Annotated in this window: 11 protein-coding genes; 5 read left to right on the top strand and 6 right to left on the bottom strand. The window is 59.1% G+C overall.

Annotated features, from left to right (window positions below; genetic code table 11):
* Positions 1 to 53: 53 nt before the first annotated feature.
* Complete coding sequence (locus tag ACOERD_RS23410; protein ID WP_419740655.1) at positions 54 to 2,240, bottom strand: transglycosylase domain-containing protein; 2,187 nt, start codon at positions 2,238 to 2,240, stop codon at positions 54 to 56.
* A gap of 260 nt (positions 2,241 to 2,500) precedes the next feature.
* Between ACOERD_RS23410 and ACOERD_RS23405 the strand changes: the two genes are divergently transcribed.
* The 3 genes from ACOERD_RS23405 (at position 2,501) to ACOERD_RS23395 (ending at position 4,710) form a co-directional block, all read left to right on the top strand.
* Positions 2,501 to 2,839 carry a P-II family nitrogen regulator gene (locus ACOERD_RS23405; RefSeq protein WP_170379789.1) on the top strand — a complete coding sequence of 113 codons (339 nt, stop codon included), beginning with the start codon at positions 2,501 to 2,503 and terminating at the stop codon, positions 2,837 to 2,839.
* Positions 2,840 to 2,873: 34 nt separating this feature from the next.
* Positions 2,874 to 4,187, top strand: coding sequence for an ammonium transporter (locus tag ACOERD_RS23400; protein ID WP_419740654.1), 1,314 nt, complete (start codon positions 2,874 to 2,876; stop codon positions 4,185 to 4,187).
* Positions 4,188 to 4,344: 157 nt separating this feature from the next.
* Positions 4,345 to 4,710: an STAS/SEC14 domain-containing protein gene (locus tag ACOERD_RS23395; protein WP_419740653.1), complete on the top strand. Its 366-nt coding sequence runs from the start codon at positions 4,345 to 4,347 to the stop codon at positions 4,708 to 4,710.
* 56 nt (positions 4,711 to 4,766) lie between these two features.
* Here ACOERD_RS23395 and ACOERD_RS23390 read toward each other — a convergent pair whose 3' ends face one another.
* The 4 genes from ACOERD_RS23390 to ACOERD_RS23375 form a co-directional block, all read right to left on the bottom strand.
* Complete coding sequence (locus ACOERD_RS23390) at positions 4,767 to 5,951, bottom strand: aromatic amino acid transaminase (protein WP_419740652.1); 1,185 nt, start codon at positions 5,949 to 5,951, stop codon at positions 4,767 to 4,769.
* Positions 5,951 to 6,805, bottom strand: a complete 855-nt coding sequence (sseA, locus tag ACOERD_RS23385) for a 3-mercaptopyruvate sulfurtransferase (RefSeq protein ID WP_419740651.1) — start codon at positions 6,803 to 6,805, stop codon at positions 5,951 to 5,953. The genes ACOERD_RS23390 and sseA overlap by 1 nt, the downstream gene beginning before the upstream one ends.
* Before the next feature lie 70 nt (positions 6,806 to 6,875).
* Positions 6,876 to 7,148 (bottom strand): CBU_0592 family membrane protein, encoded by a 273-nt coding sequence (locus tag ACOERD_RS23380; protein ID WP_419740650.1) that lies wholly within the window; start codon positions 7,146 to 7,148, stop codon positions 6,876 to 6,878.
* Between the two features lie 24 nt (positions 7,149 to 7,172).
* Positions 7,173 to 7,727 carry a helix-turn-helix domain-containing protein gene (locus tag ACOERD_RS23375; protein WP_419740649.1) on the bottom strand — a complete coding sequence of 185 codons (555 nt, stop codon included), beginning with the start codon at positions 7,725 to 7,727 and terminating at the stop codon, positions 7,173 to 7,175.
* Between the two features lie 106 nt (positions 7,728 to 7,833).
* On the opposite strand from ACOERD_RS23375, the gene ilvD reads away from it, so the two are divergent.
* Positions 7,834 to 9,666 (top strand): dihydroxy-acid dehydratase, encoded by a 1,833-nt coding sequence (ilvD, locus tag ACOERD_RS23370; RefSeq protein ID WP_170555175.1) that lies wholly within the window; start codon positions 7,834 to 7,836, stop codon positions 9,664 to 9,666.
* A gap of 408 nt (positions 9,667 to 10,074) precedes the next feature.
* Here ilvD and ACOERD_RS23365 read toward each other — a convergent pair whose 3' ends face one another.
* Positions 10,075 to 10,893 (bottom strand): sulfotransferase family protein, encoded by an 819-nt coding sequence (locus ACOERD_RS23365; protein ID WP_419740648.1) that lies wholly within the window; start codon positions 10,891 to 10,893, stop codon positions 10,075 to 10,077.
* A gap of 141 nt (positions 10,894 to 11,034) precedes the next feature.
* Between ACOERD_RS23365 and ACOERD_RS23360 the strand changes: the two genes are divergently transcribed.
* Positions 11,035 to 12,612, top strand: a complete 1,578-nt coding sequence (locus ACOERD_RS23360) for a DUF5928 domain-containing protein (protein ID WP_419740647.1) — start codon at positions 11,035 to 11,037, stop codon at positions 12,610 to 12,612.
* Positions 12,613 to 12,629: the final 17 nt, after the last annotated feature.

Genomic DNA, 12,629 nt, shown 5'->3' with positions numbered 1-12,629 from the left:
TGAACAAGGCGGCACCTAGTGTGTCGCCTTTTTTGTGTTTGGACCGCGACGCGTTAGTTCCCGCCGAAGATATCCCGGATCAAGTTGTTGATGGCGCGCTCAAACCCTCCACCCTGTGTGCGGCGGGGCTGAGGTTGCGCGACCTGCACCGGTGGCTCTGGCGCGATCATCGGCAGAGGCGTGGGCGTCATCCCTTCGGTCACACGCAGCATCGTCTCTTTCCAGATCTCGGCCGGCAACCCGCCTCCGGTGACGCCAGACAGGGGTGTGTTGTCGTCGTATCCCATCCAGACACCGGCCACGTAGTCGGCCGTGAACCCGATGAACCACGCATCCCGCGCTGCCTGCGTTGTTCCGGTCTTGCCCGCAACCTGCCACCCCGGCAGCTGGGCACGGCCACCTGTGCCCTCGGACACAACACGCTCCATCATCCAGATCAGTTCCTTGGCGGCTTTGTCATTGATCACCCGCTCACCAATCCCTGTAGTCGTCACCATCACCGGGGTTTCATCGCCCAGCAGCTTCAACTCGGTCAGGCCGTAGGGTTCAACCGACGAGCCGCCGTTCAGAATACCCGCATAGGCGCCCGTCATCTCGATCAGCGTGCTCTCTGAGGCGCCCAGCGCCAGCGCGGGGCCTTGCGCCAGATCGCTGGCGATCCCGAAACCGGTGGCGACGGTGCGCACATTGTCGAGGCCCGAAATCTCGGCCACTTTCACCGCGGGGATGTTCAGAGAGTTCTTGAGCGCATCCGCGAGCGTGACCTGCCCGTAGTATTTGTTGGTGTAGTTCTTGGGGCACCATTGACCCGATCCGGGGATGTTCACGCAGTAGGGCTCATCCATCACCGTATCATAGGGCGAATACCCAAGCTCCAACGCAGTAGCGTAGACAAAAGGCTTGAACGACGACCCGGTCTGCCGCAGCGCCTGTGTCGCGCGGTTAAACGCGCCTGAGACGCGGGTCTTGCGGCCACCGACCATGGCGCGCACCGCCCCATCTGCCGACATCACGACAATCGCGGCCTGCGCCTTGGAGCCTTCCCGGACCTTCTCCTGAAAGATGAATTGCAGCGCCTCTTCCGCCGAGGTCTGGATGCGCGGATCCAATGTTGTACGGATCACCACATCCTCGGTGGTGTTACGGGTGAAGAACTCGGGTCCGCTGGCCATGACCCAATCGGCGAAATAGCCGCCTGCACGGGCAGCAGCGGCTTCGGAGAGTTGCGCGGGACGGGCACGCGCCTCACTGGCCTGTGCGCCGGACAGGTAGCCCTGCGCCTCCATCAGCCCAACCACAAGTCGCGCCCGATCCTGCGAGCGCTGCAGGTTGTTCGTCGGCGCATAGCGCGATGGGGCCACTAGGAGACCGGCCAGCATTGCGGCTTCTGCCGGAGAGACTTCGGCCGCGGATTTTCCGAAATAGCGCTGGCTGGCCGCTTCGAATCCACGTGCGCCTGCTCCCAGAAACGCGCGGTTCAAGTAGATCGTCAGGATTTCATCCTTGGAGTATTTCACCTCCATCGCCAGCGCATAAATCGCCTCTTTGCCTTTGCGCCAGAGCGAGCCCTGACGGCAATCCGCTTCATAGGCGGCCTCCGACTCCCATTCGGCTGGGTCATAAGGCACACCCAGACACAGCAGCTTGGCCGTCTGCTGTGTGATGGTCGAGCCGCCATGGCCCGAGAGCGGACCGCGCCCTTCGCTCAGGTTGATACGAACCGCACTGGCCACACCGCGCGGGCTGACGCCAAAATGGCGGTAGAACCGTTTATCCTCGGTCGCGATGACCGCGTTTTTGAGATGGGGAGAGACGGTATCGGCGGTGATCACCCCGCCAAACTGGTCCCCGCGCCAGGCAAAGACCTTGCCATCACGGTCCAACATCGTCACCGACCCGCGAGCGCGACCGTCCAGCAAGGCATCGACATCGGGCAGCGAGGTATAGACCACCCCGACCGCAAGCGCGATCAGCATGGCGACCACGGCCCCAACGCGCCATGTCACGCCCCAGACCAGACGCCAGATCCAGCGGAACAGACGACGGAAAAAGCCACCACCATTGCCGCCCGACCGCTTGCGCGTTTTCTTCCGTGCCGTCTTGCGGGTCGTGGTTTTTCGGGCGGTCGACTTCTTGCCCGCAGGCTTGGCAGCCCGCTTGGTCGTCGAAGGTTTGCGTGCCTTCGAAGGGTATCTTTTATCCGCGACCAGTGTCGGTTTGCGGCGCTTGGACTCAGACATGCTCAAACTCTGCCCGTTTATACTTTTGCCTCACCATACCCTGACGTCCCGCCTATGTTGAGGTCCGATTTTCCGGAACTACCCTTCGCATTTTCGCCTATTTTTTAATCATCAAGCACTGTTTGTGCAAAAATTGTGCAATATTGCGTCATTTTCAGCCGGTTTCACGTCGGGGAATCGTTCCTTAACGCCCCGACACGCGCTCTTTTTCTGCACGTGCAAACAAGCCGGCCCGATCCGGAGTAGTAGAGGGGACAGACGTGAAACTGATCATTGCGACAATCAAGCCGTTCAAGCTCGAGGAGGTGCGCGAGGCACTGACCGAAGCGGGCGTACGCGGCATGATGGTGACCGAAATCAAGGGCTTCGGCTCGCAATCCGGTCACACCGAAATCTACCGTGGCGCGGAATACGCCGTGAACTTCGTACCCAAGATCAAACTCGAGATCGTGGTACCTGCAACGATGGCCGATCAGATCGTTGAGACCATCACCAACACCGCCAAGACCGGCAAGATCGGTGACGGCAAGATTTTCGTCCTCGATGTCGAGCAGGCCATGCGCGTGCGGACTGGGGAAACGAACGAAGAGGCGCTGTAAGGCGCCCACACTCACTATCATTCGAGGACTGACTATGAACCTGATGAAATCTCTCATCCCTGCTGCCGCGATTGTCGCGCTGCCGCAGATGGGTCTGGCGCAAGAGGCTGCCGCCGAAGGCGAAGCTGCGCTGCACACCCAGTATATCTTCACCACCCTGCTGTTCCTGATGGCGGGCTTCCTAGTCTTCTTCATGGCGGCAGGCTTTGCCATGCTGGAAGGCGGTCTGGTGCGTTCCAAGAACGTGGCCATGCAGATGATCAAGAACGTGGCGCTGTTCTCCATCGCCGCAATCATGTACTGGCTGGTTGGCTTCAACACGATGTATCCGGGCGACTTCAACGGCTTCTTCGCCATCGGTGGCCCAACCGTGCTGGACCCGGTTGGTGTTGACCCTGCCGAGGCTGCTTTGGACTATGCCTCGATCGGGTCGGACTTCTTCTTCCAGCTGGTCTTTGTTGCTGCAACCGCGTCCATCGTGTCGGGTGCCGTGGCCGAGCGGATCAAGCTGTTCCCCTTCCTGATCTTCGTGGTCGTGCTGACCGGTATCCTGTACCCGATCTCGGGTTCCTGGCAGTGGGGCGGCGGCTGGTTGTCTGAAGCTGGCTTCTCGGATTTCGCTGGTTCGACCGTCGTACACTCGGTCGGTGGCTGGGCAGCCCTGGCAGGCGTGATCGTTCTGGGTCCGCGTATCGGCAAGTACAAGGACGGCAAAGTGCACCCGATGCCCGGTTCGAACCTGGCGCTGGCAACTTTGGGTACGTTCATCCTGTGGCTGGGTTGGTTCGGCTTCAACGGCGGCTCGCAGCTGGCGATGGGCACCGTGGGTGACGTAACGGACGTATCGCGCATCTTTGCCAACACCAACATGGCCGCCGCTTCGGGTGCTGTTACAGCCCTGATCCTGACCCAACTGCTGTACAAAAAGCCTGACCTGACCATGGTCCTGAACGGCGCGCTTGCCGGTCTGGTATCGATCACCGCTGAACCTCTGGCCCCGACCCTGTTCGGTGCGCTGTGGATCGGTGCAGTTGGCGGTATCATCGTGGTCTTCACTGTCCCGCTGCTGGACAAGTTCAAGCTGGACGACGTTGTCGGCGCAATCCCGGTTCACCTGTTCGCAGGTATCTGGGGCACCATCGCCGTCATCTTCTACGGCGAGGCCTCTCTGGGCACCCAGTTGCTGGGTATCGCGGCCTACGGTGTGTTCACCTTTGTCGGCGCACTGATCCTGTGGACCATCCTCAAAGCCATCCTTGGCATCCGCGTCAGCGAAGAGGACGAGATCAACGGCCTCGACATGGCGGAACTGGGCATGGAAGCTTACCCCGAGTTCTCGAAAGGGTAAGTGCCACTCATAAAACCATTGGAATGGCTCGGCGCAATGCCGGGCCATTTTACTTTTGGTTGATCCCTTGCACCCTCAACTCTGGTATATGGCTGAACACTGAACACAGCCGACCAATCAACGGTCGCAAAGACGTACATCAGATCGGGAGAGAGTTATGTACAAGGTGCTGGACCAAAGCGAGGGCAATATCCTCGGTCTAGAAATTTCCGGCAAAATCGACATCACGCAGGAACGTGAATTGATCGAAAAAGCCGAAGACATACTAAAAGATCACGCCAAGATCAGAGTGCTCGTGGTCGTTGACAAAGGTGTCTCTGCCACATTTGAGGCCGCAATGACTGATCTGAAATGGATCATCAAGAATGTGAAGAAACTTGGTAAGCTGGCGATTGTCGCTGACAGCGTGTTCTTGGGTCACCTGGTCGAGATCGACGCGAAATTTGCCGCTATGCTCGACATCGGTGAAAAGCACTTTACCACCGACGAACTTGATAAGGCGTGGGCTTGGATCAAGTCTTAACCGTCAAAGCAAAAAAGCCGCGAATTTCGCGGCTTTCTTGATTTCCAAAGGATGCCTTAGCAGCCTACATCCACGATCGCTTTTGCCAGAATAGGCACAGTTGTCGCGTTTAGACCCGCGATGTTCAACCGGCTGTCGCCGACCATGTAGATCCCGTGGTCCGCACGTAGTTTCTCCACCAGCTCGGGCGCAGCACCCAGACGTGAGAACATACCACGGTGTTGGGCGACAAAGCTGAACCGATCCGACCCTGTCAGGCGCTGCAGCTCATCCGCCAGTTGCTGGCGCAGGCCCAGCATGGACAGGCGGACCTCTTCCAGTTCGGCCTGCCAATCGGCACGCAGGGCGTCATCGGTCAGGATCGTGGTTACAACGCGCGCGCCGTGATCCGGCGGGAACGAGTAGTTCTGGCGGTTCAGGAAGGCCAGTGTCGACTGGTTCAGCGAGGTTTGCGCCGCATCATCGCTGATCGCCATCAGCAGGCCGGTACGCTCACGGTACACGCCGAAGTTCTTCGAGCAGGACGCTGCGATCAGGCAGCGCTTGACCGACGAGGCCACCAGACGGGTTGCCTGCGCGTCTTCTTCAAGACCGTCGCCAAAACCCTGATAGGCGATGTCGATCATCGCCATGAGGCCAAGCTCGTTAATCAGGCTCACGACCTCTTGCCACTGCACCAGGTTGAGGTTCGCGCCGGTGGGGTTGTGGCAGCAACCATGCAGCAGAACCACATCGCCCGCCTTGGCAGTTTTCAGGTCCTGGATCATGCCATCGAAATCGACGCCACGGGTTTCGCCGTCGAAGTAGCGATACTGGACAGTCTCCATGCCCAGATAGTTCAGGATCGACAGGTGGTTCGGCCATGTCGGGTTCGACACGAAAACGCGGGCCTCGGGGTTGGCCATGCGGATCATCTCGAACGCCTGACGGCAGGCACCGGTGCCACCCGGGGTCGCAACGGCGGCAATATTGGCGCGCGGTACTGCGTCGCCGAGGATCAGGCCGATCATCGCATCGGCATAGGCCGGATCACCGGCCAGACCGGTATAGGCTTTGGTTTCCTGCTCTTCGAGAATGCGCTTTTCGGCGGCCTTGACGGCGCGCATCACCGGGGTCACGCCCTCGGCGTTCTTGTAGACGCCTACGCCCAGATCAATCTTCTGATCGCGCGGGTCTTCGCGGTACATCTGCATCAGCGCCAGGATCTTGTCGGCTGGCTGTGGCTTGAGGTTCTCGAACATCAGTTCTCTCCGGTTGCGACGGCCAGGGTTGGGAAGGCTCCCCATTCGGCCCATGACCCGTCATAAAGCGAGTGGTCTTTCTTGCCCATGCGCTCCAGCGCAAGGCTGAGGATCGCTGCCGTCACGCCCGACCCACAGGAGGTGATCGCAGGTTTCGACAGGTCCACGCCTGCGGCCTCGAACACGGCGCGGCAATCCTCGGGCGATTTCATCGTGCCGTTCTTGTTCAGCAATTGGCCAAAGGGCACGTTGCGCGATCCCGGGATGTGGCCCGAGCGCAAACCTTCGCGCGGCTCGGCCTCGGTGCCCTCGAAACGCGGGGCCGAGCGGGCGTCGATGATCTCATGATCGGCCAGCTTGGCAGCCGCCGAGACCTGAGTCACGTCCCGCACCAGATGGTTCTGCACCCGCACCGTCATATGGCGATCGCGGATCACGGGCGGCAGGTCTTCGACCTCGCGCCCCTCGGCCTGCCATTTCGGTAGACCACCATCAAGAACGGCGACATTCTCTTGCCCCATCAGCCGGAACAGCCACCAGACACGCGCGGCCGACATCAGCCCGGCCCCGTCATAGACCACCACTTGATGGCCATCGCCTACTCCCATAGCGCGCAGGCGCGACATGAATTTCTCGACTGGAGGGGCCATATGCGGCAGGTCCGAACGGTGGTCTGAAATGTCATCGATATCGAAGAACCGGGCGCCGGGGATATGTGCCGCGTCATATTCCGCCTTGGCATCACGGTTCTGCGCAGGCAAGTACCACGATCCATCCAGAATCCGCAGATCCGGGTCCTTTAGATGGGCGGCAAGCCAGTCGGTAGAAACGAGGGTTTTGGGATCGACTTGCATCAAAGCCTCCCCTAAGCGCGGTTGGGTTTTCCCTATACGCGCAAAGGGCCGTATTCAAGCCGAGTTAGCGCTATTCCGCACGCCGTTTCAGCCGGAAATACTGAATTATCCCGATCACGCTGATGACAATCCAGAACCCCTCGATCAGCATCGAAGCCAGATTAAAGTTATGCAGCAGAGAGTAGGCGATCAGCACCGACCCCAGCAGATTGATCACCGGAAAGGCCAGATCGTCGGAATTCATCATCCGCATCTGCGTCGCAAAATAGGCCGCTACCACGATAAGCGCGCCGGCTGATCCCACGGCATCCACGATAGTCAGGCTGTTCAGCACGTCCGTCATTGCAAATTATCCTGAAAGACCGGGCTACCCGACCGAGGCCAGCTCGGCCGGTTGAAAATAGTGATGCATGTTCAGAAAGGCCGCCCCATCTGGCCCAGCGCGATACCCATGCGGCAGATCGGCGGCAAAGCGCAGCCCCTCACCGGCTTTTAGGGCGACCCATTTGCCATCCTGCAAAACCTCTAGTGCGCCGTTCAACACGAAGACCTCCTCGGTCACCCCGGCGGCGTGGGCCGGGGATTCGTGGCTTTGATTGGCGGCCAGTTCGACATGGAAGGTCTCGGCCCCAAGGGCGGGATCGAAGGGAAAGACGATCTTGACCTGAATGCTGCCCGGAAAGGTCACGGTCCGGAACACGCCCCGAGCGCGTGCGTCCGAAGTCCCGATCAGGGCGCTCAGCGGAACCTGAAACCCCTTGGCGATTTTCCACAGAGTCGCGATGGTGGGGCTTGATTCGCCACGCTCGATCTGGCCCAGCATGGCTTTGCTGACACCCGTCAACTCGGCCACTTTGGACAGGCTGAGGCCCGACGCCGCCCGCACTTCCTTTAGTTTCAGCGTAATTTCGTCCGATTCCATATCCGCGCCCAACGATTTGTGTTGTGCGTTATAACGCACATGTGGTACGTGCGCTATAACGTATGCACCCCGCATATCGCAACCGGGGCAAAAGGGAAACAGCATCATGCCAATGTACCGATCCAGAACTTCTACCCATGGCCGCAACATGGCCGGTGCCCGCGGCCTGTGGCGCGCCACCGGTATGCAGGATGACGATTTCGGCAAACCGATCATCGCCATCGTCAACTCGTTCACCCAATTTGTGCCCGGCCACGTCCACCTGAAAGATCTGGGCCAGATGGTTGCGCGCGAGGTTGAGGCCGCTGGTGGTGTCGCCAAAGAGTTCAATACCATCGCGGTGGATGACGGCATCGCCATGGGTCACGACGGCATGCTCTATTCGTTGCCCTCGCGTGAGGTGATCGCGGATTCGGTGGAATACATGGTCAACGCGCACTGCGCCGACGCGATGGTCTGCATCTCGAACTGCGACAAGATCACCCCCGGCATGCTGATGGCCGCGATGCGCCTGAACATCCCGGCGATCTTCGTCTCGGGCGGTCCGATGGAGGCCGGCAAGATCGACATCGCCGATCTGGACGTGAAGAAGATCGATCTGGTCGACGCGATGGTTGCCGCAGCAGACGACAAGTACACCGACGAACAGGTCAAACACATCGAGGAAAACGCCTGCCCCACCTGCGGCTCCTGCTCGGGCATGTTCACGGCGAACTCGATGAACTGTCTGGCTGAGGCCCTGGGTCTGGCCCTGCCGGGCAATGGCTCAACCCTTGCCACCCATTCGGACCGCAAAGAGCTATTCCTAGAAGCCGGTCGCCGCATCGTCGAGATCACCAAACGGCACTACGATCTGGACGAGAAGGGCTTCCTGCCCCGCGAAATCGCCACCTTTGATGCGTTCGAGAACGCGATGTCGCTGGATATTGCGATGGGCGGATCGACCAACACTGTTCTGCACCTGCTGGCCATCGCTTATGAGGGCGGTGTCGATTTCGACATGTCCGACATGGACCGCCTTAGCCGCAATGTGCCGTGTCTGTGCAAGGTCGCGCCCAACACCGAGAACGTGCATATGGAGGACGTCCACCGCGCAGGCGGGATCTTCTCGATCCTCGGAGAGCTGAGCCGCGCCGGGCTGCTGCACGAAGACTGCAGCACCGTGCACTCAGCTACCATGGGCGAGGCCATCGCCAACTGGGACATCAAAGTTGCGAACAACCCGAAAGCGCAGGAGCTGTTCAAAGCGGCCCCCGGCGGGGTTCGCACCACGCAGGCCTTCAGCCAGTCGAACCGCTATAAAGAGCTGGACACCGACCGCGAAGGCGGCGTCATCCGCTCCAAGGAACACGCGTTCAGCCAGGACGGTGGTCTTGCGGTTCTGTTCGGAAATATTGCCCGTGACGGGTGTATAGTCAAAACCGCGGGTGTGGATGAGAACATCCTGAAATTCACCGGTACGGCATACGTCTGCGAAAGCCAGGATCAGGCGGTCAGCGACATCCTGACCGGCAAGGTGAAAGAGGGCGATGTGGTGGTCATCCGCTATGAAGGTCCGCGCGGCGGGCCGGGCATGCAGGAGATGCTGTACCCGACTTCATACCTGAAATCCAAAGGTCTGGGCAAAGCATGCGCCCTTTTGACTGACGGCCGTTTCTCGGGCGGTACATCGGGTCTGTCAATTGGTCACGTCTCGCCTGAGGCGGCTGAAGGTGGCGTTATCGGCTTGGTGCAGACCGGCGACAAGATCGAAATCGACATTCCTGCCCGCTCGATCCATCTGGCGGTCTCGGATGAGGATCTGGCCGAACGGCGGAAGGTTCAGGACGAAAAAGGCTGGGCCCCGGCAGCAGCGCGTAAACGCAAAGTGTCCACTGCGCTGAAAGCTTATGCCAAGCTGACCACCAGCGCAGCAAAAGGTGCCGTGCGCGAGCTGTAACGTCTTCGGGAGCGAAATCCAAAGGCCCCACCCGCCTGGCGGATGGGGCCTTTTTTGAGGTGGATGGAGCAATCCCACAATCGGACTGCCCTCTTCGGGATACACTCACGCGGCCGACACGTCTTGGGGCCTATTCAGAATACGGAAACTGGGCGTCAGCTCATCGCCCACGAACGGAACGTCGAGGGACCCCCAACTTCTTTTAGGCTGGGAATCGACGCCTCGTTGACCAATGAAACAATCCCAAATACTCCCGCGCCCGTTCCGAGCCATCGACTACGCCGATACCCCGTTCGGACTTGGGCCCGGCGCCACGCAAAGCGTGGCGCCGGGCCCAACCAGAGGAGATGTCTCGTCAGAGAGATTGACGATGGGCGGGAGCATTCCCCTACCCCAAATCAGCTAGGGCTACGACCCGAGTTTCGCGTGGATTTCATCCAAGTCGATCTCACCCACCGGCATCTTGTTTGCGGGGTTTTCGAAATCGTATTTGAACAGCTCAAAATCCTGTTTGTAGATCTCATAGACTAGATGCATCGAAAGATCGTCGAAATAGTCCTCGACCGAGTGAGCGCGCTTGGGTCCGTGGCCTTCGGATTCGTTGAACCTCGGTATCTCGGATAGGGTCACGGGATGCGCGGTTTCGATATGGTCCAGAACATGCTGCATCCCGTCGTTGAACTTCTCGGTCCAGAAAATGTTGTCGTAGCGCCCGCCATTGACCACAAAGGTCGACACATGCCCCGACATGGCCGACCAGTGGATATCCGGGTCCATCGGCCTGCGCCACCGGATCGTATCCCGCGCAAACAGAAGGAAGCGGCGGAAACTGGCGATCTGGTCGAACTCACCCTTTCCATCGTCGCCGCCAACCTCGATCCCGTAGTTATAGACCAGCGTCGGTACCAGCTTGCCCCGGTACCGCTTGCCGTTGCGCTGAATGCCACAGATTTTGTCGAAGAATGAGCTGAGGATCCGCGTGTAGGGATTGCGCACACAGGTGAACGCATAAGACCCATGATTGCGCACATTGGCCGAGATCATGCCCTGACTATGGTCAAAGGCCCATTTGTGCATCCCATCCTTGGCATCATGAATGTCGCCATCAAAGAACTGGCCGTGGTCGGAATAGTACATGATCTGGCCAATGGTCGAGCAGGCACATTTCGGCACAACACGGTAAACCATGCTTTCGCTCTCGGTCATCCAGGTGCCGGGGAACCCCATCTGCTATGCCTCCTCAAAATCTCGGAACTTGTTACGCGCAAGTCGTTTTACAAGCAAAGAACCAAAACTATTCGGTTTATTCAATCGCTCATCCTCAGTATCACGAGTGCAAACGGGCAGAAACGGAAATAGCGGACCCACATGGCGAAGATTGCCTACATATTGCTGTGTCACAAGGACCCCGACGCGATCATCGCGCAGGCTGAGCAATTGACCGCCGCTGGCGACTATATGGCAATCCATTTCGATGCGCGGGCCAAGGCATCGGACTATGACCGCATTCGTGCAGCACTGAAGGACAACCCGAACGTCACCTTCTCCGCCAAACGCATCAAATGCGGCTGGGGCGAGTGGTCTTTGGTGCAGGCCACTCTGCACGCCCTGCAAGCGGCCGAAAGCGCCTTTCCCCGTGCCACACATTTCTACATGTTGTCGGGCGATTGCATGGCCATCAAAACAGCAGAATACGCCCATAACTTTCTGGACGAACACGACACGGATTTCATCGAAAGCCACGACTTTTTTACCAGCAACTGGATCAAGACCGGCATGAAAGAAGACCGGCTGATTTACCGCCATTACTTCAACGAACGCACGCAGCCCAAGCGATTCTATACCGCTTATGAGTTGCAGAAGCGCTTCAACGTCACACGCGACATCCCCGACGATATCCAGGTGATGATCGGCAGCCAGTGGTGGTGCCTGCGCCGCCGCACGGTCGAGATGATTCTGGATTTCCTGAAACAGCGGCGCGATGTGGTCCGGTTCTTCTCCTCTACCTGGATCCCGGACGAGACTTTCTTTCAGACGCTCGTCCGGCACCTGATCCCAAAAGACGAAATCGAAAACCGCACGCTAACCTTCCTTATGTTCTCGGACTACGGCATGCCGGTGACCTTCTACAATGATCACTTCGACATGTTGCTGGGGCAGAATTACCTGTTTGCCCGCAAGATCAGCCCCGAAGCGCAAGAGCTGAAAGAGCGTCTCGGAACCCTCTACGCCAGCACTGGTGTCGATTTCCCGATCTCGGATGAGGGGCGCAACCTCTATGCCTTCCTTGCGGGGCGCGGACGTGTAGGCCGCCGGTTCGGTCAACGGTTCTGGGAGGCCGGGAATACGCTGGGCCCGGAACGAGAGCTGTTTCTGATCGTCTGCAAGAAGTGGCATGTGGCAAAGCGGCTGGTGGATCAGATCGCTTCGGTCACCGGCATTCCTTGCGTCGAATATCTGTTCAACGAGCAGGACACTCCGCTGCCGGATCTGGGCGGGATCGAGACGACCCTGACCAAACGCTCACGCCACAGGCGGGCTGTTGTGCGCATGCTATTTGATCATTTCGGATCGAACCAACTGGCGCTGTGCCTTGATCCGGCCAATCTGGACGCCATTCAGGATTTCTGCGGTGACGCCGCCAAGACCCATGTGTTGGAGATCGAGTGTCAGTATTCCGACGACTACCTGATCGGCCATGCGCGCCGTGTCGGCCTGGCGGGTGAAAATAGCCCGACCGAAACCGTCGCGCGCCTGTTGCCAACCCTGCGCAATGATCTGGCACACGAGTCCGAGGAAATCCGTAAAGCCGGGATTGATGGCTATCTGCGCCTGCGCGAGACATCGGATCGGGCCGAGAATGAGGCCGCAATCACCAAGTTCCTTGGGGTGAAAACCGAGACAGCCCAATCCATCATGCAGCTGGACTATCTGTTTTCAGATTGATGGCCCGGCGGCGTGAC

Source organism: Ruegeria sp. (genome assembly GCF_965199275.1).
In the GTDB taxonomy this organism is placed as follows: domain Bacteria; phylum Pseudomonadota; class Alphaproteobacteria; order Rhodobacterales; family Rhodobacteraceae; genus Ruegeria.
This window is presented reverse-complemented; position numbering and strand designations above follow the sequence as displayed.

Excerpts from the sequence above, each read along its gene's own strand:
- ACOERD_RS23375 (WP_419740649.1), bottom strand. The coding sequence starts at position 7,727 with ATGGAATCGGACGAAATTACGCTGAAACTAAAGGAAGTGCGGGCGGCG.
- ACOERD_RS23380 (WP_419740650.1), bottom strand. The coding sequence starts at position 7,148 with ATGACGGACGTGCTGAACAGCCTGACTATCGTGGATGCCGTGGGATCA.
- ACOERD_RS23360 (WP_419740647.1), top strand. The coding sequence starts at position 11,035 with ATGGCGAAGATTGCCTACATATTGCTGTGTCACAAGGACCCCGACGCG.
- sseA (WP_419740651.1), bottom strand. The coding sequence starts at position 6,805 with ATGCAAGTCGATCCCAAAACCCTCGTTTCTACCGACTGGCTTGCCGCC.
- ACOERD_RS23410 (WP_419740655.1), bottom strand. The coding sequence starts at position 2,240 with ATGTCTGAGTCCAAGCGCCGCAAACCGACACTGGTCGCGGATAAAAGA.
- ACOERD_RS23390 (WP_419740652.1), bottom strand. The coding sequence starts at position 5,951 with ATGTTCGAGAACCTCAAGCCACAGCCAGCCGACAAGATCCTGGCGCTG.
- ACOERD_RS23400 (WP_419740654.1), top strand. The coding sequence starts at position 2,874 with ATGAACCTGATGAAATCTCTCATCCCTGCTGCCGCGATTGTCGCGCTG.
- ilvD (WP_170555175.1), top strand. The coding sequence starts at position 7,834 with ATGCCAATGTACCGATCCAGAACTTCTACCCATGGCCGCAACATGGCC.
- ACOERD_RS23365 (WP_419740648.1), bottom strand. The coding sequence starts at position 10,893 with ATGGGGTTCCCCGGCACCTGGATGACCGAGAGCGAAAGCATGGTTTAC.
- ACOERD_RS23395 (WP_419740653.1), top strand. The coding sequence starts at position 4,345 with ATGTACAAGGTGCTGGACCAAAGCGAGGGCAATATCCTCGGTCTAGAA.